Here is a 24,072-nt window from a genome sequence, read left to right on the forward strand (position 1 = left end):
TTATGTGTAGATAAAGTATCTAAAATACTTCGTTAAGCCCTAAAAAAAAGCCATTGGAACCATAGCTGCCGCGTGCATAATCAAAACACATGTTTGATCGGGTGTATTTGTTAAACAGCAACCTTAGCCCAAAACCCGCGCCGGGTTCCCAATACCTGAATAATTTAATATCCCGCTGATTATTGGCCGATTCGATATTTACAAAAGTAACGCCGCTTAGCAGTTTGTTTTTAGTTAGCGGAAAACGATATTCGGCCTCGTTGTAAACAAAGGATGGACCTTTAAACCGGCCTATTATAAATGCCCTGCCAATGCGGCCATAGGCATCGCTTGCGGTGCCGGGCAATTCAAGGTAAGGTAACGATCCGCTTAAAAGGTAGTTGGCCCAGTGCCAAAAGGCCAGCACGTTTTCTGGGTCGGTATCGCTCAGGCTCCAGTATTTCCTGAACTCGGTTTTTAGTTGCACGGCATTATGGTTGCTGCCCAGCCAGCCCTGGTTGGTACGCAAAATTATATCGGCATAAACACCTTTAAACGCCCGGTTGGGCTGATCGCGGCTGTTATACTGAAAATTTAACAGTACACCATTGGCATTGTATTTAAACGGGTAATACCCTTTGCGGATACTATACCTGTAGTTGTGCGTTTCTTCAACCGGGATGTTTTTGCGGTTGTCGTCGATGTTGTTATAAAAGTTAAAGCTAAGGCCGGCGCCCACATAAATATGGTCGGTTATTTTCCGGTAAATACGTTCGTTTATTTTTAAGTAAGTATACCTGATAGGAAACTCGTTAGGGTTATCGCCAAAGTGCTGATCGCCCATATGAAAAGGGCCGTCGCCAACACTACGCCGCCCGGTGCCCAGGCCATTATCTTTAGCTATGGTTTTGCCTACCTGAAGGGTGCCCTGCAGGTTCCAGATATTTTTTGAAGTAAAGGCGTTGTGTTTAAATTCAAGTGTGGAAAGACCGTTTGTGGATATATAAGCCCCTGCATTCATGACTGATAATATGGTATTGCGCCTATCGCCAAAATATTTGCCGGCGGCCGATGTTGCGCCTATGGCAAAGCCCACACTTGGGTTGTAGGCGGCGGAGGGTAATACCGCCCAAAAAAAGTTTTTTTCCTGGAGGCTGGTATCTGCGGTAGCCGGTCTTTTACTGCTGAAAAAGGAGTTTAAAAGACCATTGGCGTCACTTTGGGTTTTTAACGAATCCTCTAAACTCATCCTGGTTTGCGCGCGAATGGCGGTTGTAATTAGGATAAGAAAAAGTAGCGCAAGGGCAAACCTGCAAATAAGTGAAATCAATTTAGGGCATTAATTAGGGATTGCTAATATAAACTTATCATTTTGAAAATGCGCATGTTAGGGTACAATTTTGTTTGGTATTTGAGTACGCCCGGGGACTTAAAAACTGCAACAGCAATCCAAGTCTCAACGTGCAACGTATATCTCTAAAAAACAAGTAACAAAAAAAACGTATAACGTAATTGAACGCGAAAAAATCATGATCTGCTTTTAATCTGTATACTATTAAAGCGGTGCATTGACAGTAAAAACCCAATCAATGTTATTAAATTTGACCGCGAATACACGTGATTGTTTGAGGCGGTTCGCTGGCGCTCGTTTACTTAGCTGCTCCGGGTTATGGCGCTGTAATAATTGAACGAATGAATTGTATTCACTATTTATTTTATAAAAGCCGCATGGTCCGTTTTGCTATTTGTATTGTTTTATTGCTGATATCCCTGCTCACCATTTTTAAGGCCTTTGAATACTCGATGTGGATGGTGTCTATCATAGCCACAGAGTTTTGCTGGGTGTTTATGCTGCTTACTTTAGTCGTATTGTTATCGGGTTTCTTATCATCCAAATATCAGCTTGCGGGTACCATCGCGGGCATTATGGCTTTAATCTTGTTTACAACGCCTATCATTAGGGCGTACCGAGTTGCCGCGAACCTGAAGCAGGATTTTATAGCCGTATTTGGCCCGGGCGGCCCTATTGCTGATAGCGCCAATACGCAGCTGCCTTACAGCTTTTTCAATATGTTCAGGCGCAATAACGATATTGCCTATAAAACCTATATCTACAACAAGTACCCGGATTTAAACCTAACTATGGATTATTTTCCCTCGCAAAAAAAGGGCAACAGGCCATGCGTGGTGGTGGTACATGGAGGATCATGGAACAAAGGCGATAACAAACAACTGCCCGAACTGAACAGCTACCTGGCCGGCATTGGTTACAATGTGGCGGCAATAACCTATCGCCTGGCGCCCAAATACCAATCGCCGGCACCGGTTGAAGATGTTTATGCCGCTATAGCTTACCTGCGCCAACATGCCGCTGCGTTAAATATAGATACCGGCAACTTTGTGTTGCTGGGTAGGTCGGCGGGGGCGCAGATAGCTTTGCTTGCTGCTTATACCCTGCGCGAGCCGGGCTTAAAGGCCGTGATTGATTATTATGGCCCGGCCGATATGGTGTGGGGTTATTCTGTACCGGCAAGCCCCCTTATTATGGATTCGCGAAAGGTAATGTGCGATTATATTGGCGGAACGTATCAGCAGGTACCAAAAAAATTCGCGGCTTGCTCTCCGCTGGAATTTGTGAATAAGCAATCGATACCTACTTTGATCATTCATGGAGCAAACGATGTACTGGTATCGCCCGACCATAGCAGGCGGTTGAACCTTAAGCTGGAACAAAACGGCATTAAACATTTCTATCTCAGGTTACCCTGGGCTACCCACGGCTTCGATTTTAACCTGAACGGGCCCGGCGGCCAGCTGGCCACTTATACTGTTGAACGCTTTTTAAATGCCGTCACAAAATAATGCTAACAACGGGAATACCTTACCCGGCTCATCAATACCGGCCTCAGCGTTATTTAGTTCCCAATCAGGCTTAATGCTTTTTTCAGGTCGGGATCGTTTTTTGTTACCACATCCAGCGGGGTATACAGCACGGCATACTTTGGTATAATACCCCTTGTATATAGCGGGTTTTTTGCAAAAGCATCTAATCGCATCCACGGAAACTCAACAACTATATGGGTATTTGGAAGCGTTAAATGTTGTAGCGTGCCCCCATTACAACCTTCCTCTGCGCCGGCTGTTTCACGGCCTATAAATGTCGCATTTTTACATTGCGCTTTTAGCGCTGCAGTAAACAGGGCAGCAGACGAAAAAGTAGCGCCATCAATTAAAACCAATAAATTCCCATTGTAATGGTTGGCCATTGCAAGCGGCAATGCGCCATATAACTTGCCGAATATTGGTTTAACACCAATGTGATACCATGAACTTTCTTTATTGCCCGGCTCAAAACCCGTTTTAAAACTTGCGGTCCGGCTTGTATCAAAGTATTTTTCAAAACTGTTTGCAGCCGGGTCAGGAATCCTCGATTTCATTTCCTTAACAATATGAAAAGGGGCATCGGCAAGGTATGATAATAGCCGGATAGCTATCCTGATATCGCCGCCTGTATTGTGCCTTAAATCAAGCACCAGGTTTTTTGTGCCCTGTTGATGGATTTGTTTGAATACCTCCTTGTAAAGCGTAGTATCGTCGTACTGAAATGTTGTTGCCTTAAAGTACGCGGTGGATTTATTTTTTAAAAAAAGCAGGGGAAGGTTGCCGGTGTTTTTTGCCTCGGCCCAGCCCGCAAAATTGTCAACCGGTTTCGGCTGGATGCTTGTATTGTTGCCGGCAGTATCCAACACTAAGTTTTTTACTACCCCTGCCTGTGTTTTAATGTTAATGTGATAGGGCCCTTTCCAGTGGTAATATTTATAACATGCATCTTCAAAGCCATCGTATTCGCTTAAAAATAATTCTTTAAATGTTTGGCCCTTGCCATCGGCGCAATACAAATCGGCCCCATGATCAATTATTTGTGCTGCCGGGATGTTATTCATACTTAAAATTTCGTCGCCCGTATTTAATTTATCAGTTTGGTGGGTTGTAACCCAGGCATGATGATCGCGAACCAATACTTCAAATGGTAAATGAGGTTCTTTATCAGCGGCTGTTTTTTTGTATCCTTCGGAATGCCTTAGCTGCGTATGTCCGCATTTTAACCTGCACAAAAAGGGGTAAATACTACTGATAAATTCAGTTTCGGTGAGCGGCCTGTCAATGGCCGAATAGGCCTGGTGATATGCTCTTTGTAAACTATCGGAGGAGGTATAAATTCCGTAAGCCGGGTGCATTTCTTTAATGGCCGCCCATAGTACGTCCATATCGGCCTGCATGTTTTTAACGGTAAGCTTATTCGCTGTTGTATTTGGAATTGCCAAAGCTTTAGGTCCATTTTGATGGCAGGCCGTAATTGTAATAACTAATGCCCATGGCATTAGCAGGAATAGGTTTTTCAAATTCATTGCAAAAAATATTATCTATTTACTCTTAACCCCTGATCCCGAAACAGTCTGAAATATTTTGTTTTTTCCTTTACGCAGGTCGGACATTTCAACCATTCACCCAATCAACTATTCGCATTATTCACCCACTCACCTTCGGCTCCCTGAACCGGCTAAAAAACACTATAGCCAACAGGCAAAGCACAGCTCCGCAAATACCATTAAGCCGCAGTCCGTAATCATGCCCCGGATCTTTACCATATACGGTTAAAAAAGCAAACAGGGCTATACCCAGTGTTTGGCCTAATTTTACAAACAGGTATTTAACGGCAAAAAACATCCCCTCGCGGTTTTCGCCGGTACGCAGGGCCTCGCTTTGGGCAATCTCGGCAAGTATCGCGTTCGGGAGGATCCCTAATGAGGCCAGCGGAAAAGAGGCGCTTAAAACCAGGATATAAATTTGTACCTGGGGCGCAAATGGAAATTTACCCAAAAAAAATATCGCTACAAAAATGAGGCTCAACAAGCCAAATGAAAAAAGTACAATTGTTTTTTTGCCGATTTTTTTTGACAGGTAATTAACAACAGGGTAAAACAACAGGGAAAGAAGCACCATCGACCCCATTAATATGCCACCCATTGATTTGGGCAAGGGCAGCAGTACTGTCAAAAAATATAATAAGCCACTGGATATGATGCTGAGCGACATGTAATACGAAAAATCGGATATGAGGTAGTACTTAAAATTACGGTTCTCGAAAGTTTTTTTGATAGCCGGAAAAAAGCGTAAATGTGTGGGCTTACTGCTGGAGTATTTTTTTTCATCGATGGTTAAAACCGGCACCAGCATAATAAGGCCGGCAAAGCCACACAAGCCCCAGATGGTATACTGCACTGCCGAATTGCGGTCAAATACGTGGAAACTTTGCTGCACCTGGTCGGCAAAGTTATTTACCATGGCCGATATGATGATACCAATAACAAAACCCACCTGTTGAAAAGATGAAAGCTCTACTTTTTCGGCAGCGGTATCGGCCATCTCGGGTAACAGCGCATTATACGGAATAATATAGCTGGTGGCAGCCATAAAAAAGCAAACAAGGGTAAACATGATCCAGGCCGCATTTTTCATGCTTTCCATTCGCATTACGGGATGAAAGGTAAGCGCACAAAACACAACCGCGGGCAAAATAGCCCATTTCATGAAAGGGATACGCCGGCCTCCCGGGTTTTCACTTTTATCGCTCAGCGAACCTATGAAGGGATCAAAAACGGCATCAACAAACCTGCCCGAAGCAACGATGATTGACATGATATTGAGCACCCCAAACACCAGCAATTGCGGCACCAGCGGAATTAAACCCGAGTTGGATGGCGGCAGGTAAAAATAAGGCAGCATCACGATAATGATATTAGTCATTACGCTCCAGCCTATCATCCCGCAAGCGTATGCAAGTTGTTTTGAAAGTGGAAGTTTAGCTGCCGGCATGGTATGCAATATGCAAATATTAACTCAATGCCGCAAAGGGTGGGAGGGAAAAGGTTAAAGGCGAAAGGTCAAAGGCAAAAGGTAGCTTCGGCGGCAGAGAGGGGGCGGATAAAAGGTGAAAGCCGAAAAGGTGGCTTCGGGTGAAGGAGATAAGCTACCGGAGGGTAGTGCTTAAATAAAGGCTCACCTTTCGCCTTTGACCTTTCGCCTTTGACCTTTCGCCTTTAACCTTTCACCTTCAACCTCCTTACAGTCCCGAGTAATAATCATAGCCTTGCTCGGCCCAGTAATCGGGCGGGCGGTTATCGCTAAAAGTCATGGTGCCTATGCGTTTCAGGTTTTTGATGCCATATTTAACCGGGATGATGAGCCTTAAGGGCGCGCCGTGTTTTGGCGGCAGCGGCTGTTCATTTACCTCGTAAGCCAGCAGGGTTTGCGGGTGCATAGCGCTCGGCATATCAATGCCCACGTAATATCCTTTATCGGGCGTTGCCAGGCCTACATATTGTAGTTTTGCCTGGTCGTCTAATTTAAAGTGACTGATAAAATCGCTGAATTTTACGCCACCCCAATGCGATATCTGGTCCCAGCCCTCAACGCATTTAAAATCATAAACAATATCGGTTTTTGGTAGGGCTTTAATATCATCAATAGAGATGTTCAGCACTTCGCCCGAGTGTTTTTTTACCTGCAACCGCCAGGCGGCTACATCTATTTTTCCTTCACTGCCAATATCTTCATTATGGCGTACATTTTTGGCCGCCATTTCTTTGGGGTAAGTTTTTACCAGGTTATTATTGCTGAATACCCTGCGGAAGGCAAGCTCGGTTTTGTTTAAAGCCCTGCGTAAAGGGGCCCGCGCCCCCGCGGTTACGGTTGCCGTTTCTTCGGGCGAATTATAAAGCCATTTCCAGCCACCATACGCGGCTCCGGCTGCTATAAAAAAGGTGCCGAATGATATAAAATTGCGGCGGCTTATCTTCTGCTCCACCGTAAGCGGTTTTTTAGGGCTTATATTTTTTTTATTGAACGGGTTTTTCATCGGTTTGTGGGGTTGGGGTTTCGGTAATTGGTTCAGGATCTTTTACTGCGATAACTTCAAAGCCGGATATTACCGAGCGGAAATTATTCCAGCCGGCCAGTATCACCTGTATGATGTGGATCAGGAAGAAAAATACATAGCCAATAGTTAGGGCAAAGTGAAGTATGCGGGCAAAATGATAGCCGCCGCAAAGCCAGGTTAAATAATAAAACTGCACCGGTTTGTAAATAGCCAGCCCTGTTATCAGCGAGCCAAAACCCATTACAATAATTGCAGTGTACGCAATGCGCTGCGCGGCATTATATTTGTTTTGAGGCGGCGCCATTTTGCGGATGTGCAGATCATGCAGCAGCACCAGCCAGGCTTCTTTAAATGATTTTTTTTGCGGCACCAGTTCGCGCCACTCGCCAGATATGATGGTGTACAATACATAAACCAGGCCGTTAAGCGCAAAAGCCCACATAAACAGAAAATGGAAGGCCATCCCCTCAGATAACCGGTGGGTTATGTTAAAGGCATGGTAAAACCCCTGCGGAAAAAAGCTGAAAAAAGTATGCCCAAACAGGGTGATGCTGTACTCATCATTGGCCCAGTAAATAAGCATCCCGCTCCATATCATAATGGTGAGGATGGGAAAATTTACCCAGTGCGTCCAGCGCATGACCAGCGGGTGTTTTTCTTTTATTGTTTTCATTGAGTATTATGTTTGACCTTGGAAAATTAAAGTGTTGAATGTTCAAAAGAGCGTCGGCTTGTGCGATTCCTTCCTTGGGGAAGGGGGAGGTAGGGGTTAAATCAGGCGTTCAGCACCATTCTGCTTGTCGCTCGTATAACCCCTCCCTGCCTTTGCGCTCATTGTCAGCCGCACCACTCCCATTGGGAGGGAATTAAAAAAACTTTCTGAAATTCCTTGTTTGTAATCCACAACCCGTTTGTGAACAACAAAGCTTTCTTTTTAATTATTTACTCGCACCCATATCAAATCCCGATTTTGCCGCAGCCAATATAGCACCATTGCCGGTGTTTTGTACAAAGCCAATAACCTCATAGCCGGCAGCGCTAAAACCATTTGGCAAAGCAATATTTGCTGTGCCGGCGCCAGCTGTGTTTAATGGTACGCTTTGTAGGTTACGTACTATTTGAACGTGCGATAATGTGCGGCCGCCGTTTTCGCCACGCTGCACTTTGGTTTGCCCGTTTTTTTGCACCAGGGCCAATAGTAATGTGGTGTTCTTGCCTGCACCTTCGGCCTTGTACTGCACGGCAATATGGCCAGCGTTATTTTGCGCGTTAAGCGTTAGGCCGCCCGCCGGGGCGGCGCGTAAGCCGGCGCTAATAGCATTACGCAAAGTACCTTCTTCCGATCCTACAAATTCCTTATGCCCGTTAACCACTACCTGTGGCGTATAAACCGATTGCAGGTTTAGCCAGTTAGCATATTGGTTTTGGCGTTTCGAGTAATCGGCACTGCTAAAAGGATCTTTCCAACCCAGGCGGTTCCAATAGTCAACGTGGAAAGCCAGAATGTAAACCGGTTTATCGCCATCTTCCTTCTGTATCCGGGCAACCAGCTCATCGGCCGGCGGGCAACTGGAGCAACCCTCGGATGTAAAAAGCTCAATTACCGCAAATCCGTTGCCTGTAATTTCCGGATGCCTTTTGTTTGCTGCACTATCGGAGATAGTAAATGCCAACGTTGCCAAAACCGTTACTGTAAGGCCGGCAGCGATAGCCAATATTTTAAATCGTTTCATAATCTTTATCAGTTTGATATACGTTTTTATGGCTTAGTCGGCTTGTTTTGGATATCCTTACAAAAAATTATTTTTTATTTGGCAGGCCCTATTGCAGGCAAATAAATGCGTAATTAAAATATAATCAACAGGATATATGTAAATTTAAGCAATTATAAACCGGTTTCGGGCAAGTAAAAAAAGCAATATTATATTGTAAGGATTGGACGGCATAAACGACTAATAGAATAAAGTTTCATGAATATACATGTTTAATGGCTACCGAAAATCAACTTTTAAATCCCCGGCTATGGGTTGCAGCCCATGCCGATTATCTGTATGGCTATACGCTGTCGCGATTGAACGACGAAGAACTGGCTAAAGACCTTGTGCAGGAAACTTTTTTGGCAGCTTTACAAAGGGCCGATAAGTTTGAAGGCAAAAGCTCCGAACGTACCTGGCTAACAGCTATCCTTAAAAACAAAATCATTGATGTTTACCGGAAAAAATCATCGGGCTTAAAAAACACCGATGTTAAACAGGCCGAAGAGGAGCAGCAGGATTTTTTTGACGAAGACAACGGGCATTGGAACAAGGCCTACCAGCCAAAGCCTTTTGGTATTGAAGACCATGACCCATTGGCGGGCAAGGAGTTTAACAGCATATTACAAAAGTGCATGCAAAAACTCCCCTCTCTTTGGATGGCTGTTTTTACCATGAAACATATTGATGATGCCAATACAGATATTATTTGCAGCGAGCTTAAAGTTACACAGGCCAACTTTTGGGTAATTATCCACAGAGCCAAATTGAACCTGCGTGCCTGCCTTCAAAAAAACTGGGTTTAAAAAATTAGCTATATGAGTCCACTAAAACATATTATATACAATTGCAGGCAGGCTACATTTTTGATTGAAAAAAAACAATACAAAAAATTAAGCTTCCGCGAATTTATCGAGCTGCGCATCCACCTGGCGGGATGCTCGGTTTGTACATTGTATAACAAGCAAAGCCGAGTTATTAACCAAATGGTGCAGCAGCTTTTTCATGACTCGATGAAAAACGAAGGGGCACATCTTGATGAGGGTTTTAAAAAAGACCTGCAACACCGTATTGACGAGGAACTGAATAAAAATTGAAATACTTTGTAAGGTATCATTAAGCCGCCCGACTAAGGTTGAAATGTTGGTATAAAACAACATGAAAACTAAAAATCAAAGTATGAAAACAATTATTTCAGGCGCATTGGCAGCAACAGTAGTTGCACTATGTTTAACCCTTAACGTGCAGGCTAAATCATTAACTCCGGCAAATTTAAAAGCACCGGTTACCGCAGTAAGCGATACCGGCAAAATGGCCAAGGGCAAAATGAAAATGGCTAAAATGGAAAAGAAAAAAATGGCCAAAATGGAAAAAAGCAAGATGAAGATGGATAAAATGAAAAAAGACACAGCAGGTAAAATGTAACCTGGTTTTGGTTTGTTGATCGTTTAGAGGGAGGTGATGCTCCCTCTTGTTTTTTAATCCTATTTTATAATTCTTAATTAATTCAATGATGAAAAAATACGTTTTAATGTTAGTGCTTGCTTTTGCGGGCTTACAGCTTCGCGCGCAAACAGGACTTAATAAAGGGGACGACGCCCCCGTTTTTAGCACTACCGATAATGCGGGCAAAGCCGTTGATTTGAAAGCTTTATTAAAGGCGCATAAATCGGTAGTGTTGTTTTTTTACCGTGGCGAATGGTGCCCCTATTGTAATAAACACATTGCCCAGTTGCAGGATTCGTTACAACTGCTGAGTGCAAGGGGAGCCTACGTAATTGCGGTAACTCCCGAAACTAAGGAAGGGATTGGCAAAACCGTCCAAAAAACACATGCGTCATTTTCGATAGTGCAGGATAAAGGGTACACCATTATGAAAGATTATAAGGTTAATTATGTACTTGATGATGCCACCGTAGCTAAATACAAAGGCTTTGGCCTTGATTTAAATGTAAGTAACGGCAATACCGACCATGTACTGCCGGTGCCTGCTACCTATGTAATTAATCGATCAGGAAAAATTGCTTTTGTACATTTTAATAAGGATTATACCAGGCGGGCATCAATAAGCGATATTATACGGGCTTTATAATGGCAACGCTGATTGGCAGGTCATGGATAGACAGTAAACGTATCTAATGGCTTATAAAATGAGCTTATGGCGCCGGGAAGATAAAAGCATAAAATGACGCCCGATCCAAATGCCGAAGGGTCCCTTTTATCTGGTATAAACAGGCACAAATATTTGGATGCGTCTAAATTGCGCGCTCAGTTTAGTGTTAACCATGATTAAATATAAAATATTGATTATCAAATAATTATAAATAAAATATCTGAAATGTGTTAAGTTATGTTAACCCAATTAGAAGCGTTGACCCGGGTGTAATAGGGGAGTCTTGTTTAAATTTTCAATAAGGCTCCCTATATTTACCAAACCATGAAAAAACTACTGCTAATTGCATTTCTCTATAGCACGGCTGCCTTTGCCCAGGAAAAGCTTAGCTCAACACAAAAGTTCAGCATTACCGGGCTGGTTGTAAAAGAATCGGTTATCACCCTTGATTCCATTATGCAGTACAAAGTGCAGGATATTGGTGAAATGAACGTGACCAACCATTTAGGTGAGTTTAAACATAAAGACGACCAACTGAAAGGGGTTTTACTAAAAGATATTTTAAGCCACACAACCTTTAAAACGGGCAGTCCTAAGTTGCTGAGTACTTTTTATTTTGTTTGCCAGGGTATCGATGGCTACAAAGTGGTTTACTCATGGAACGAGCTATACAATACCGAAGTAGGCAATTATGTTTTTATACTGACAGAAAAGAATGGTATAAAAGCCGATAAAATGCCCGAAAGCCTGCAAATGAGCTCGGCTGCCGATTTTAAAACCGGCCGGAGGTATTTACATAACCTGGATAAGATCATTGTAAAGCAAGCCGAATAAATCCATGTTCGACCGGATTAACCATACCAACTATCACCAAATTTGTGATGAACTTGCTTTAGCCGATCCTGATCTGGCTGATGTCATTAGTGCATACGGCTATCCGCCGCTTTGGTCGCGGCCCAACACGTTCGAAACCCTGGTGCATATTATCCTGGAGCAACAGGTTTCGCTGGCCTCGGCGCTATCCGCATTAAACAAAATGCGAGAGCGGGTACAGAAGATTACCCCGGCGAGGGTGCTGTTACTTACCGATGAGGAATTTAAAGCCTGTTACTTTAGCCGGCAAAAAACCAGCTATACCAAATACCTGGCCGAAGCTATCATTAGTGGCCAGATGGATTTAGCAGATCTTGAACAATTACCTGACGACGTTATCCGCGCTAAACTAACCGCCCTGAAAGGCATCGGTAACTGGACAGCCGATGTATACCTGATGTTTGTGCTGCAGCACGCCAATGTATTCCCCATTGGCGACCTTGCCGCGGTGAATGCCTTAAAGCGGGTAAAAAAACTGCCAAAAGATGCGACCAGGGAAGAAGTGCTTGCCGTGGCCGAACGATGGGCGCCATATAAAACCGTGGCAAGCATGTTGTTATGGCATTATTATCTATCGGCGTCGAAGGGGAAATAAACACAATGTACAAATCGATGATCTATTTAAATAGCCTTCTTTGTTGTCCTGGAACATAATGAAGGATCAATTCATTTACACAACATTGGCTTTAAACGATGGTTAAGACTCACCAACGAGGCTACGCCGGGCGTTTAAAACTATGTGTCCGTGTATCTCCCAAACACGTAGTGTAAACAAAGTAAACTGCCTAAAACAATTTTTGATTTAAACGTTTTATATTCTGCATTGTCATACATGTGTACATCAATGATAAATTGACTATCAAAACCTGATGAAAATGAAATATATCAATAGAATATGCGGAATAAGCTTAATAGCATTTTTGATGATGCTTGCCGCACCAAATATAAGCAAGGCCCAGGAGGGAGGCTATGTATCTGACCAGGAGTTTTACGACAATCTTGATCCTTACGGCACCTGGGTTGATGACCCGCAATACGGCAACGTTTGGATACCAGACGCCGAAGATGGTTTTAGGCCCTACGCAACACGCGGGCACTGGGTAGTTACCGATTATGGAAATACCTGGGTATCTGATTACCCATGGGGTTGGGCAACGTTTCACTACGGCCGCTGGCGCTATGATGATTATTATGGCTGGGAATGGATTCCGGGTCATGAATGGGCACCGGCATGGGTAAGCTGGCGCAGGGGGGGAGGCTATTATGGCTGGGCTCCGCTAACACCTGGTATCAGCATTAGTATATCATTTGGCCGTAGTTATCGCGTACCCGATTCATATTGGGTTTGCGCGCCGCAAAACTATATTAACAGCCCCAATATTTACAATTATTACGCACCCCATGCCCGGGTAGTAAATATTATAAACCGCACCACGGTTATTAACAATACCTACGTATATAACAACCGCACCTATGTAACCGGCCCAAGGGTTACCGAAATAAGACGCGTTACGCACAATAACAATGTGCCGGTATACAGAGTAGGCAACGATAGCCGGCCAAATGGAGGCGGCCGCATTGTGAACAACACCGTTAATATTTACAGGCCCCAGATAAAAAAAGCACCAGATGCCAGGCCGGCAAGGGTTGTAAACGCAGCCGAATACCGAAAAGCAAACCCTAACCAGGGCATTGCCAACCGCGCCGGCGGCCAGGCAACGGTAAATCGCAACAACGCCGCAAGATTGGCTCAGGTAGCCAAAAGCAATGATAATAAGTTTGTAAAGATTAACAACAACCGCCCTGCTGCACAACCAGGCCAACAACCAAACAACAGGCCTGCACAACAACCAAATGCAAGGCCAAACGACCAGCAAAATAAACAGCAGGCAGCCGAACAGGCAAAGCAGCAACGCACACGGCAGCAAAGCCAAGCAGTTCAGCAACGTGACGAAGCAGTTCAGCAACGAGAGCAGCAAGCTAAGCAGCAGCCGGCACAACCGCAACAACGCCAGCAGCGGGCAGAGCAGGGGCGTCAACAACAGCCACAGGTTCAGCAACAACAACGAGACCGGGCGGTTCAGCAACGAGAGCAGCAAGCTAAGCAACAGCAAGCGGCACAGGAGCGTCAGCAACAACAGGCCCAGCAACAGCAACGCCAGCAGCAAGCGGCACAGGAACGTCAGCAACAACAGCAGGCCCAGCAACAGCAACGCCAGCAGCAGGCGGCACAGGAACGTCAGCAACAACAGCAGGCCCAGCAACAGCAACGCCAGCAGCAGGCGGCACAAGAGCGTCAGCAACAACAACAGGCCCAGCAACAGCAACGCCAGCAGCAGGCGGCACAAGAGCGTCAGCAACAACAGCAGGCCCAGCAACAGCAACGCCAGCAGCAGGCGGCACAGCAGCGTCAGCAACAACAGCAGGCTCAGCAACAACAACGCCAGCAGCAAGCGGCACAGCAGCGTCAGCAGCAACAGCAGCAACGTCAGCAACAGCAACGCGACAAAAAGCCGGCAAATTAAACATCGGCTTTAACCATATTTTTAATAGCACATATAAACACCTGTTTTGGTTATATATGTGCTATTTTTATTGCAGCAATAACCCGTTATAAATTATGAAACACCTATCCAATCTGCCCCGTTTTATCGCCTCTTTACTCGTACTTGCCTTTTTGGGCTTTTCAGATGCCAAAGCACAGGGCTCCAAAAACTCCAGCAACTCCAGCCAGATAAATTTTATCGAAAACTCCCTGGGCGAGGCTATTAAACAGGCCTCCGCTAAAAATAAATATATTTTTGTTGATGCCTACGCCAGCTGGTGTGGCCCCTGCAAAATGTTGAAGGCAACCACTTTTAAAAATAACAAAGTAGCTGAGTTTTATAACAATAATTTTATTAATGTAGCCATTGATATGGAAAAAGGCGATGGCCCGCAACTCGCCGCAGCCTGGGGGTTGCGGGCTTATCCCACCCTTATTATACTCAATTCAAAAGGGAAAGCCGTTTATGGTACAGTAGGTTTCATAAAACCCGATGACCTGATTAAATTTGGTGTACAAGGCCTCAATAAATAACGAGAGATAAAAAAGCCGGACAGCTTTCTTGGTTGTCCGGCTTTTTACAATCCATATTTATCAACTTTATTTTACAATAAACAAGCCCGCCAACAGCACCAGGCCCAAGCTTAATAGCTCATCGAATGATGCGGTTGCAACAGCATATTTGTAGAAAAAAGACGTTAAAATTTGTAGGGTGGTATAATCAATTGCGGTTAAAATAACAGGAATAAAGTTGTTTTACATAAAAAAGACCGAAAGAACTCTCGCAGTTTTTTCGGCCCTACATCTACCTATGAAAAACAACCCTTTGAGAAGGGTATTATATTGAATTCAAATGCAATGCCAAAACAAAAACGGCCCCCAAAACCAATAGAATATCGCTTTTTGTTTGACCACTTTCGCGCATTGTAGAAATACTTCCCCCAACTATGTAGACTTTTTACTCAACCAACTGGTAAATAAGCCGGTACCGTAAGTTAAAAATATAAAAGCCGGCATACCGCTTTTTAATATAAATGAACATTCCAGAAACCATAAACCTTAAACATTGTTAACCTTTTTATGGATCATAACGTTTACTTATTGGCAACCGACCCTAAAAACCCTTGCCGGGATATCATTCATTCGCGGGATACCCGTTTGAAAGTGAGGGTATTTTGCCTTGATGAAGAAAGCTTTAGTCCGGATGATAATGAAATTCAATTGTACGGGTATGCCAACAATAAACTATATGCTTTTGAAACCATAAATATAGCAGCAGAGGACGCCCTTGACCTGATGGATGCCATACAATGGTATGCCGGATATATAGAATACCCAGATATGGAAATCTTGCCAGAAGACCCCAGGCCCGGGGCAACATACAGCGATGCAAAGTCAAATTAAGCATTTCTTAAAATATAACCCCCTAAAGTATAGTGTCTTAAAATAAAATGTAAAATATTTTTTGAAGAATAGATCAAAGCTTCTATATTTGCAGACCCAAACGCAAGGGGGTTAATCGAAAGATTAATACAAAAAGGGAGTTTAGCTCAGCTGGTTCAGAGCATCTGCCTTACAAGCAGAGGGTCACTGGTTCGAACCCAGTAACTCCCACATAGAAATCACACTGTGTTATAATAGTGTAAGAATTAATTAAAATGCAAAAAGCCTTCAGATTGTTCCCTGGAGGCTTTTTGCATTTTAGTTATATTTAGTATTTTTCATTTATATGAACGGTTTCATCACGTTAGAAAATGGCGGGAACTTTTCCATCAAATGGACTGGCTATGAGGAAATTATTAGAATTGCGATAAAAGAATTGTCGCTTTTAGACAATAGTAATGAACTGTCGGTATGGCTGGATGCGCAAGTTCCAAATGAGAATGAAGATGACGGAAATTCCGTCCCCTTTTACAAAGAAAATGGCGAAATGATATCGAGAATTATTGATGTGAGGGGATTAACAACAGCCAATAGGCGACTTTTTTGGACGGCACTTGAAAACGGAGAGGAAAAATTGTTAAGGTTGGGGAATGTTTATTCTGATTTAAATCCAATTGTGATAACCGACCTAATGAAAATGCATCTGACAATCCCTGATAATATTGAAATTTTTGAGGAAGACGCAGAATACATCGTAACGAATAATGACATTATAAAAAAAATTGGGCTTGGGTGGGCAAACTAATGTTTGATAGTTCGATAAATTATTCTGATGTAATAATCCTTGTCCCTGTATAACCTCTACTTTTTGAACCTGAAAATTTATTGGTTCAAATCCGCGATTAAACGCAAATCAGAAAGGAAATGGTTCGATATATGTACAGTAGGGGCCACCAAAACAAAAGCCTCTTAGGTATTCTCTTAGAGGCTTTTGTTGTCTTTAACTTTCTGTTAATCAGGGCGATATTCAACACAATTTCATCGACCTTTGGCGGTTCGAACTTTCGAGCCGTCAAAGGTCAATTTTTCCGGAAAAACTTTTTTTTTCGTCGCGTTATTGTTTTTGCACCCATATAAGCCTTATACAGATTCGATAGATTCCGTCGAATTACTCACCCCGATACCGGTTCAGTAAATTAATTATTTAGTTCGCAGTAGGATTGGCCGTCCTTGACAGCCGATATGCCGCCAGCAGATAATAAAAAGCGCCAAAGGCGGCATAGCCAGCCAGGCTACCGATTCCTTTTGACGTGTCGTGTGCCAATAGGATAAACGAGATGCCACCGATCATGGACTGGCCGCCGCTGATAATCATCGGCCACTGACCGCCCAGCAGTTTCCTGCGGCGTAGGCCTAAGATCAACTGGATCAGGCCGGTACAGATCGCCCAGGCACCAAACACAACTAACGCTTCCGGAACTCCTTTTTGAATAGCAACAGCTACTGCAAAAGTGGTGATACCACTGATCACCAGATTTATATATTGCGGTGTTTTTGACGGAACTGCCCTATTGGCACGAATATCTAAGATGGTGCCGATTACGTCCCAGGCCGGGTAAATGAGCAGCAAAATGGTAGCGAATATTGGTGATGTTTTAGCAAAAAGAGCGACTATGATCACCCAGGTAATAGAAAAGCCGGCACGGATAAAATAAAGCTTACACAAGGAGCGGGCAATTGAGGGAGCTGTTTTCATGGTTTTGATTTTTAAATATTTGTTGCCGCAAAATTGCCCTGCATCATTTGGCTAATTTTTCACTTAAGTGAAAATGCATTTAAAACTGACGCTATTATTACATTGCCGGATTTTAACTTAAGTTAAAATCATGGGTTAAATTTTCACTTATATTTGATCAGTAAAACTGTTCGAGATGAAACATGATCTACCATATTGGTACGAGCCGCTTAAAAAGAAATACCCGGTAGTAACCGATGCGGAGTGGGCTTTGCTTAATCGCATCGCCTCAGTTAAACACATCCGGAAAGGCGATCCTTTTTTAAAATACGGCAAAGTAGCCCGTTACTCGGCCTTTGTCATCTCGGGTTTGTTTAAATTTTCAATCCAGGATGAAGAGAGCGATGAAAAGATCATCAGGTTCGGCTTCCCGACGGATTTTCTGGCCAACTGTGAAAGTTATAACAAGAAAGCACCTTCGGCGGTGAGTATTACCGCGCTGGAGGATGCTGTAATTTTAAAACTGAACATCAAAAAACTGCAGCCGCTTTACGACCTGCACATGAACCTGCTGCATGTTAACCTGGATCTATACCGGGAAATATCAGAACAGCAATCAGAACACCAGCATATCCTTTCGCTGAAAAGCCCGCTGGGACGTTACCGCTATTTGCTGGAGCGCCGGCCGGTGATCATTCAAAAAATTACGCTGACCAATATTGCGCGTTACTTGTACGTTAGCCGGGAGGCACTGAGCCGGGCCAGGTTATTGATTTCCAAATAGCCTGGCGTGTTTTGTGACCGAAATCACAAAATCGGAAATGCGGGAAAGATAGCTTTGTTAAAAAACGATGAAGCAAAGCATGATCCTGCTGCATGGCCTATTCGGCGGCTTAAGCAACTGGGCCGGGGTGGTCAAATATTTTGAGAACCGTTATGATATGTATATTCCCGAACTGCCTTTATACGAAAAACATGAGGGGGACACTGTAAGATACCTGGTTGATTTTTTGGCTACTATGATCGATGCTGCGAAATTAACTAAAGTGATATTAGTTGGCAATTCGCTGGGCGGCCATATCGCGATACGTTACAGCTACCAATATCCGCATAAGGTTGATAGATTAGTCCTGACCGGCAGTTCCGGCCTGTATGAAAACACCCAGGTGGGCAGTTACTTTAAGCGCGGTAATTACGGCTACATCCGGGAACGGGTGGCGGCAACATTTTATGATCCGGCGGTCGCTACCGATGATCTGGTTGCTGAAGTGCTGGAGGTTACCACTAATGCTTATAAATGCTTAAGCATTATTAAATGCGCTAAATCTACCCAAAGAGACCGGGTGCTCACGCTGCTTCCGGAAATCAACAAACCGGTATTATTGATATGGGGTGAGGAAGATAGCATCACCCCTCCCGCAGTTGCACGGCAATTCCGGGAGAACCTGCCAGATGCAGCGTTAGTGATGCTACCGGAATGCGGGCATGCCCCCATGATGGAAAAACCAGCGGCGTTTAATGCCGCTTTACAAGAATTTATAAAATGACAGATAAAAACGATAAACTATCTGAACAGCTAAGGAATTTCGCGCAGCTGAGCGACAAAGATATTACCGACAGTCAGCTGTTTTGGAAAGCGCGAAAAATGCGCAAAGGGGATTTTTTTAATATGCAACAGATGGTGTGCAATGACCTCGGTTTGATCGCCAAAGGTATCTTCCGCATCTATTTTCGTCACCCGGATACCTCGGAAGATAAGAACATTTTCTTTTTTTCGGAGGGTCAGTTCGTCGTTTCCTTCCGAAGTTTCGTCACCCGCAACCCTTGCTGGTACTTTATTGAAGCGATGGAGGATTCGGAAATTTTTTTTATCTCCCATAAGGATCTTCATGGTTTATATGAAAGCCATCCAAACTGGGGAAAATTCGGCCGGCTGCTTGCCGAATTGTTTTTTACCATTGCGCAAACGCGCACTGAAGAACTGCTCTTTTTTTCGCCCGAAGAGCGCTATACCAGGTTACTAAAGGCGCATCCGGCAATTATTGAACGCATCCCGGCCTATCATATCTCGTCGTACCTGGGTATTACCAATCCTTCGCTGAGCCGGATCCGAAAACGCATTGAGAATAAAAAACTAAAATAGCCATCAGAATATTTGGATCAGGCAAAAATCTCGCGGGGCAATAAAAGTGTTTGATTTGTATTAGCAAGTCAAATACGTACGCTCTTGTCATCCTAATCTTTTTTATCCAAAATCCGAACGCCGAAAAAAACCTATAAAAACAGCAAAGCCCCTGATGGGCAGGGGCCTTTACTAACCAATTATAAACCTAAATTATGAGAAGAGCTGTAGGAGAAGGAGTCGAACCTCCACGGAGTGGTTATTTTTATTGCTAAAAGTTTCCCAATTTCTCCGCCACCGCGACAAGGAGGTGTGTCTGCCAAAAATTTCACCATCCTACAGTATATAAATCCCGTCTTTCATGGATTTGCTGTTGGGGAAGGATTCGAACCTCCACAGAGTAGTTAGCCCGCTTCGGGTTTTCTATGATCTCCGCCACCGGGACAAGGAGGTGTGTCTGCCAAAAATTTCACCACCCAACATTGTTTTTTGTTTAAAGAACGATAGGCAATTGTCATTTGCTTGATACAAATTTAAGAGACCTGTCAATTCCTTGCAAATATTTCAACAAAAATATTTTATTTTTATTCAAATTTTAATTAAACTTGTATTTCAATATAGATATTCAAATTTATGTCCCACAGAAAAGCTCAAAATTTAGAAATTGATAATCTCGATATCCAGATTTTATCAATATTAATGAAAAATGCTACCACGCCATACACCGAGATAGCTAAAGAGTTAATAGTTTCTGGCGGAACCATACACGTGCGGATGAAAAAGCTGGAGGAGATGGGTGTAATTAAGGGTGCCAGTCTGGAGGTAGATCCGCAGAAGTTAGGGTATGATATTACCGCTTTTTTGGGCATTTACCTGGAGAAGGGATCGCAATATAACGAGGCTGTAAAGCAGTTAAAAACTATAAAAGAGATAGTTGAGTTGCATTATACTACCGGCGAATGGAGTATTTTTGCCAAAATTGTATGCCACGATACCACCCACCTGCGCGAGGTTTTAAACGAGCAGATACAGGGCGTAAAAGGCATTCAACGTACCGAAACCTTCATTTCGCTTGAAGAAAGCATAAGAAGGCAGATTACCTTAGAATAACTATTACCAAACGATTCGCGATTTTTTTAAAAGAGGCTGTTATCTGGGCTTTGGCCCGGGGTAACGGTCTTTTTTATGATCAGAATTTGCAGGGTTTAAGAATTAACAGAATAAAAAATGTACATTAACTGGCATTCTGAACATTCTAAAATTCTGTAAATTATGATTCAGATTACGCCGCATTCGATATATACTTCACCAAACTCCTTTTTGCCACCGGCAACAGCGTTTGCTCCAATGGGAACGTGATGTCGCTGTGTACATAATATACCGCCGGATTGGGCATAAATTTATTGCGGTTGATAAGTTTTAGCTTCATGGCCTCGGGAGTGTTCACGATGCTGTATTCGTAGTTTTCAAGAAAATTAATGTTGATGCCCCGGTATTTATCATCCTTGCCCTCAAAAATGGTGATCTGGTACTCGTAAATAAAGCAGGTATGTTCTTTGCCGTTACGTAACGAGAAATAACCATGGTACGGCATCAGGGGTATAATACCAATAGGGTTTATATTCAATCGGCTCTCTACAAAGTCATAAATCTCCTTGCCTATTTGTATCGCGGGATTCATTTGGGCCATGGCGTAGGCGATAATCTGCTCTATCTCCTGCATACTTTGATCGTCCTGGATGATTTTCTGGTAGGTGAGCTTTACGGCATCAATATCAGCCTGGGTAAGTCGCAGCGGAAAGGCCTGCTGCATAAGCGATTTATTTTTCTTAAATTCTACCAGGTTATTATAATGGAATATCAAATCGGCAAGGTTGGGATATAGCCGGCTTTTATCAAAGTGCCGGTTAATTTCCTGCAGATAACTTAATAATACGTACTTTTTTTGTTCAAAGTCAATGTATCCTTCAATAAACCAGTTAACACTAAGTGGTTTCATCTTTTTCGGGCTCCTTTCAATAGCTTAAATTAAACAAAAAACACCAACTTTGCAATATGCCCTATGGAACCCTTTATTTAATACCCGTGCCCCTTGCAGAGGAAGCGGCCGCAAAATCATTCACCCCCTACCTGGTTAATACAATTAATAGTATTAAGGAATATATTGTTGAGAATGAAAAAACTGCCCGCAAGTTTTTAAAAGAAGCCGGTTTAAAAACCCCGCAAAGCGAACTTACCATTCACGATTACAGCAAGCATAACCGCGATATGGGTAAAGCCGATTTTTTTAAAGGCTTACAAGCAGGTAACGATGTTGGCCTGATGAGCGAAGCCGGTTGCCCCGGCATAGCCGATCCTGGTGCCGAAATAGTGGACAAAGCCCATCGCATGGGTATTAAAGTGGTGCCCCTGGTTGGCCCAAGCTCTATTTTATTAGCGCTGATGGCATCCGGCTTTAATGGCCAAAGCTTTACTTTTAATGGTTACCTGCCTATTGATAAGCTGCTGCGCAGTAAAAAAATAAAAGAACTTGAAGGCCTGGCCACCCGGCTTGACCAAACACAGATTTTTATTGAAACCCCTTTCCGCAATAACTCTTTGTTGGAAGAGGTACTAAAAACGGCATCACCCAAAACAAAACTTTGTATAGCTACAGACCTTACCGCAGCTACCGAATTTGTGCAAACCAAAACCATTATGGATTGGCAAAAGAAAGTGCCTGAACTGCATAAACGCCCCACCATATTTTTACTCTTCCACGGATAAAGTATGCAGATTACGCAGCAACATACCCAGGTGTTGATAGTAGGCGCCGGTCCATCGGGATTAATGATGGCTGCCCAGCTATTACGTTATGGTGTGCAGCCCGTAATTATTGATAGTAAGCAAGGGCCTACCGATAAGTCGAAAGCACTGGCTGTACAGGCGCGATCGATGGAGATTTTCAGGCAGATGGGCGTTATTGACCGGGTGATTGCCGGTAGCAGAGCAGTTGCCGGGGCAGTTATTAACCAGGAGGGCCTTGAAGTAGCATCCTTAGCCCTTGAAGGCATTGGCGCTGGGCAAACAGCCTTCCCATACATTTATATGTATCAGCAAAGCAAAACCGAACGCCTGCTGCTTGATTATTTAACACTTAACTGCTGCCCGGTTTATTGGAATACTACTTTACTAAGTGCGGAGCAGGATGCCTCAAAGGCCACCGTGCAACTGCAAACCGGTGCGGATACGCAAACACTTACCTGCGATTGGTTGATAGCCGCAGATGGTGCACGCAGCCCCATCCGCAAACACTTACAGCTAACTTTTAACGGCGATACTTACCAACACCAGTTTTATGTAGCCGATGTTAAAATAAAGGATGTTTTGGGCGATAAAGTGAGCCTATATCTATCAAAAAAGGGATTCGCGGCTTTTTTCCTGATGCCCGAGGAGCATTATTGCCGTATTGTTGGCAACCTGCCCGATGAGTTTGACAACCGCGAAGGGCTACAAATGGACGACGTAATACCTTACCTGGATACCATAACCGGAGCGGGCATTAAAATAGCACACACCAACTGGTTTACTACCTATAAACTACACCACCGCATGGCTGGTAAATTCAGGGACCAGCGTTGTTTTTTAATAGGCGATGCCGCGCATATCCACTCGCCGGTTGGCGGGCAGGGTATGAATACGGGTTTGCAGGATGCCTATAACCTGGCCTGGAAATTAGCAGGTGTGGTTAATAACCAATTAAAAGAATCCATTTTAGATAGTTATGCCGCCGAGCGCATGCCCGTGGCGCGTGAACTGCTAAACACTACCGACCGGATTTTTAAAATGATCCTCTTGCGTAACTGGTTTGTTGGGCTATTTAAAAAATGGCTGCTGCCGGTATTGCTGAAAAGGACATGGAGCAAGCCCGCATCACGGCAGGCGTTTTTTAAGCGGGTATCTCAAACGGGCATCAGTTATCGCGATAGCCAGATTAGCCTGAACCTGAGCCATGCTACTCAAATAAAGGCCGGCGACAGATTACCCTATCTCAAAGTTTTCGATGAGAAGAAACAACAAGAAACCGACCTGCACGAATGGTGCAGCAAGCCAGGCTTTACCATCATAGCGCTTGGCAAGCTACAGGAAATAGACCTGTTTACCCTTGCCAAATGGATAACCCAGAAATACCCGGCCAACCTCAACTTTTTTTATCTGCCCCCATCAGCCAAAAACCAGCCTGTATTTGATGCTTTCGAGATCAAAGAAAGTCAAAAAAAGGCCATCATTGTTCGTCCGGATATGCACATTGGCTTTTTAAATGATGTGGTGGATATAGATATGATGGATAATTATTTACAGAATGTAGTGGGGTTTGTTGGTGGGCAGTAAGCGGTTTGTAATGGGTAGTTTGCACTAATTGGAAACACGAGAATAAACCCTGTGGGTCCGGCCTTGTCCTAAAGTCGTGTAAAAAAGAAAGCGCCTGTGTGTCATAAACACAGACGCCTTATCGAAACTATTATGAAAAAAGGGTATGTTAAACCCAACTTTGCCCTGCAACGCCGTTGGGATAACGATGTAAAGATGCGATGGAATTGCTCCTTAACCAACCGTGTATCGGCGAATGGGCATTTTGTATAGATGAA

Annotated in this window: 25 protein-coding genes and 2 tRNA genes; 18 read left to right on the plus strand and 9 right to left on the minus strand. The window is 43.8% G+C overall.

The features are described 5' to 3' along the window. Positions 1 to 19 precede the first annotated feature (19 nt). The gene (locus tag BMX56_RS00575) at positions 20 to 1,228 is read right to left on the minus strand and encodes a BamA/TamA family outer membrane protein (RefSeq protein ID WP_143065337.1); all 1,209 of its coding nucleotides are present in this window, start codon (positions 1,226 to 1,228) and stop codon (positions 20 to 22) included. A gap of 443 nt (positions 1,229 to 1,671) precedes the next feature. On the opposite strand from BMX56_RS00575, the gene BMX56_RS00580 reads away from it, so the two are divergent. Continuing rightward, on the plus strand, positions 1,672 to 2,841 hold the full coding sequence (locus tag BMX56_RS00580; protein WP_255369736.1) for an alpha/beta hydrolase: 1,170 nt from the start codon (positions 1,672 to 1,674) through the stop codon (positions 2,839 to 2,841). 53 nt (positions 2,842 to 2,894) lie between these two features. Here BMX56_RS00580 and BMX56_RS00585 read toward each other — a convergent pair whose 3' ends face one another. The 5 genes from BMX56_RS00585 to BMX56_RS00605 all read right to left on the minus strand — a co-directional run bounded on the left by BMX56_RS00585 (position 2,895) and on the right by BMX56_RS00605 (position 8,652). Beyond that, positions 2,895 to 4,388 (minus strand): S41 family peptidase, encoded by a 1,494-nt coding sequence (locus BMX56_RS00585; protein ID WP_090638283.1) that lies wholly within the window; start codon positions 4,386 to 4,388, stop codon positions 2,895 to 2,897. A gap of 121 nt (positions 4,389 to 4,509) precedes the next feature. Continuing rightward, positions 4,510 to 5,856, minus strand: coding sequence for an MFS transporter (locus tag BMX56_RS00590; RefSeq protein WP_090638287.1), 1,347 nt, complete (start codon positions 5,854 to 5,856; stop codon positions 4,510 to 4,512). 247 nt (positions 5,857 to 6,103) lie between these two features. Further along, positions 6,104 to 6,898 (minus strand): molybdopterin-dependent oxidoreductase, encoded by a 795-nt coding sequence (locus BMX56_RS00595; RefSeq protein WP_090638290.1) that lies wholly within the window; start codon positions 6,896 to 6,898, stop codon positions 6,104 to 6,106. Then, positions 6,879 to 7,592, minus strand: coding sequence for a cytochrome b/b6 domain-containing protein (locus BMX56_RS00600; protein WP_255369737.1), 714 nt, complete (start codon positions 7,590 to 7,592; stop codon positions 6,879 to 6,881). The genes BMX56_RS00595 and BMX56_RS00600 overlap by 20 nt, the downstream gene beginning before the upstream one ends. 265 nt (positions 7,593 to 7,857) lie before the next feature. Then, complete coding sequence (locus BMX56_RS00605) at positions 7,858 to 8,652, minus strand: DUF1223 domain-containing protein (RefSeq protein WP_090638294.1); 795 nt, start codon at positions 8,650 to 8,652, stop codon at positions 7,858 to 7,860. 254 nt (positions 8,653 to 8,906) lie between these two features. Here BMX56_RS00605 and BMX56_RS00610 point away from each other — a divergent pair, with 254 nt between their 5' ends. From BMX56_RS00610 to BMX56_RS00660, 11 genes are all read left to right on the plus strand, one after another. Then, entirely contained in the window at positions 8,907 to 9,479 is a 573-nt protein-coding gene (locus BMX56_RS00610) for a sigma-70 family RNA polymerase sigma factor (RefSeq protein ID WP_090638299.1), read from the plus strand. A 12-nt stretch (positions 9,480 to 9,491) separates the two neighbouring features. Continuing rightward, entirely contained in the window at positions 9,492 to 9,770 is a 279-nt protein-coding gene (locus BMX56_RS00615; protein WP_090638303.1) for a hypothetical protein, read from the plus strand. 82 nt (positions 9,771 to 9,852) lie between these two features. Beyond that, the gene (locus BMX56_RS00620) at positions 9,853 to 10,098 is read left to right on the plus strand and encodes a hypothetical protein (RefSeq protein WP_143065338.1); all 246 of its coding nucleotides are present in this window, start codon (positions 9,853 to 9,855) and stop codon (positions 10,096 to 10,098) included. An 85-nt stretch (positions 10,099 to 10,183) separates the two neighbouring features. Continuing rightward, positions 10,184 to 10,765: a peroxiredoxin-like family protein gene (locus BMX56_RS00625; protein ID WP_090638311.1), complete on the plus strand. Its 582-nt coding sequence runs from the start codon at positions 10,184 to 10,186 to the stop codon at positions 10,763 to 10,765. A 345-nt stretch (positions 10,766 to 11,110) separates the two neighbouring features. Continuing rightward, entirely contained in the window at positions 11,111 to 11,620 is a 510-nt protein-coding gene (locus BMX56_RS00630; RefSeq protein WP_090638316.1) for a hypothetical protein, read from the plus strand. A gap of 4 nt (positions 11,621 to 11,624) precedes the next feature. Beyond that, positions 11,625 to 12,254, plus strand: a complete 630-nt coding sequence (locus BMX56_RS00635) for a DNA-3-methyladenine glycosylase family protein (RefSeq protein ID WP_090638319.1) — start codon at positions 11,625 to 11,627, stop codon at positions 12,252 to 12,254. Between the two features lie 280 nt (positions 12,255 to 12,534). Further along, entirely contained in the window at positions 12,535 to 14,184 is a 1,650-nt protein-coding gene (locus BMX56_RS29975) for a DUF6600 domain-containing protein (protein WP_177183673.1), read from the plus strand. A 95-nt stretch (positions 14,185 to 14,279) separates the two neighbouring features. Continuing rightward, the gene (locus BMX56_RS00645; RefSeq protein WP_090638322.1) at positions 14,280 to 14,738 is read left to right on the plus strand and encodes a thioredoxin family protein; all 459 of its coding nucleotides are present in this window, start codon (positions 14,280 to 14,282) and stop codon (positions 14,736 to 14,738) included. A 546-nt stretch (positions 14,739 to 15,284) separates the two neighbouring features. Beyond that, a complete protein-coding gene (locus BMX56_RS00650) occupies positions 15,285 to 15,608 on the plus strand; it encodes a hypothetical protein (RefSeq protein ID WP_090638326.1) in 324 nt (107 codons plus the stop codon). Between the two features lie 135 nt (positions 15,609 to 15,743). Continuing rightward, a tRNA-Val gene (locus BMX56_RS00655) sits at positions 15,744 to 15,818 on the plus strand. Between the two features lie 115 nt (positions 15,819 to 15,933). Beyond that, the gene (locus BMX56_RS00660) at positions 15,934 to 16,392 is read left to right on the plus strand and encodes a hypothetical protein (RefSeq protein WP_090638330.1); all 459 of its coding nucleotides are present in this window, start codon (positions 15,934 to 15,936) and stop codon (positions 16,390 to 16,392) included. A gap of 399 nt (positions 16,393 to 16,791) precedes the next feature. On the opposite strand, the gene BMX56_RS00665 is transcribed toward BMX56_RS00660, so the two are convergent. After that, entirely contained in the window at positions 16,792 to 17,343 is a 552-nt protein-coding gene (locus BMX56_RS00665; protein ID WP_177183674.1) for a hypothetical protein, read from the minus strand. A gap of 175 nt (positions 17,344 to 17,518) precedes the next feature. Between BMX56_RS00665 and BMX56_RS00670 the strand changes: the two genes are divergently transcribed. The 3 genes from BMX56_RS00670 (at position 17,519) to BMX56_RS00680 (ending at position 19,465) form a co-directional block, all read left to right on the plus strand. After that, positions 17,519 to 18,106 carry a Crp/Fnr family transcriptional regulator gene (locus tag BMX56_RS00670; protein ID WP_090638334.1) on the plus strand — a complete coding sequence of 196 codons (588 nt, stop codon included), beginning with the start codon at positions 17,519 to 17,521 and terminating at the stop codon, positions 18,104 to 18,106. A gap of 67 nt (positions 18,107 to 18,173) precedes the next feature. After that, positions 18,174 to 18,869 (plus strand): alpha/beta fold hydrolase, encoded by a 696-nt coding sequence (locus BMX56_RS00675; protein WP_255369738.1) that lies wholly within the window; start codon positions 18,174 to 18,176, stop codon positions 18,867 to 18,869. After that, positions 18,866 to 19,465, plus strand: a complete 600-nt coding sequence (locus BMX56_RS00680; RefSeq protein ID WP_090638337.1) for a Crp/Fnr family transcriptional regulator — start codon at positions 18,866 to 18,868, stop codon at positions 19,463 to 19,465. The genes BMX56_RS00675 and BMX56_RS00680 overlap by 4 nt, the downstream gene beginning before the upstream one ends. A 349-nt stretch (positions 19,466 to 19,814) precedes the next feature. Here BMX56_RS00680 and BMX56_RS29980 read toward each other — a convergent pair. After that, positions 19,815 to 19,926 (minus strand) — tRNA-Asp (locus tag BMX56_RS29980). Between the two features lie 151 nt (positions 19,927 to 20,077). On the opposite strand from BMX56_RS29980, the gene BMX56_RS00685 reads away from it, so the two are divergent. Next, positions 20,078 to 20,554 (plus strand): Lrp/AsnC ligand binding domain-containing protein, encoded by a 477-nt coding sequence (locus tag BMX56_RS00685; protein ID WP_076373882.1) that lies wholly within the window; start codon positions 20,078 to 20,080, stop codon positions 20,552 to 20,554. Between the two features lie 172 nt (positions 20,555 to 20,726). Here BMX56_RS00685 and BMX56_RS00690 read toward each other — a convergent pair whose 3' ends face one another. Then, positions 20,727 to 21,443, minus strand: coding sequence for a hypothetical protein (locus BMX56_RS00690; protein ID WP_090638341.1), 717 nt, complete (start codon positions 21,441 to 21,443; stop codon positions 20,727 to 20,729). A 56-nt stretch (positions 21,444 to 21,499) separates the two neighbouring features. Here BMX56_RS00690 and BMX56_RS00695 point away from each other — a divergent pair, with 56 nt between their 5' ends. Together BMX56_RS00695 and BMX56_RS00700 are read left to right on the plus strand one after the other, a co-directional pair. Continuing rightward, entirely contained in the window at positions 21,500 to 22,210 is a 711-nt protein-coding gene (locus BMX56_RS00695; protein ID WP_090638345.1) for an SAM-dependent methyltransferase, read from the plus strand. A 3-nt stretch (positions 22,211 to 22,213) separates the two neighbouring features. Next, entirely contained in the window at positions 22,214 to 23,815 is a 1,602-nt protein-coding gene (locus tag BMX56_RS00700; protein WP_090638350.1) for an FAD-dependent monooxygenase, read from the plus strand. The last annotated feature ends 257 nt before the right edge of the window (positions 23,816 to 24,072 follow it).

Origin of the sequence: Mucilaginibacter sp. OK283 (assembly GCF_900110415.1) — a bacterium.
Classification (GTDB): domain Bacteria; phylum Bacteroidota; class Bacteroidia; order Sphingobacteriales; family Sphingobacteriaceae; genus Mucilaginibacter.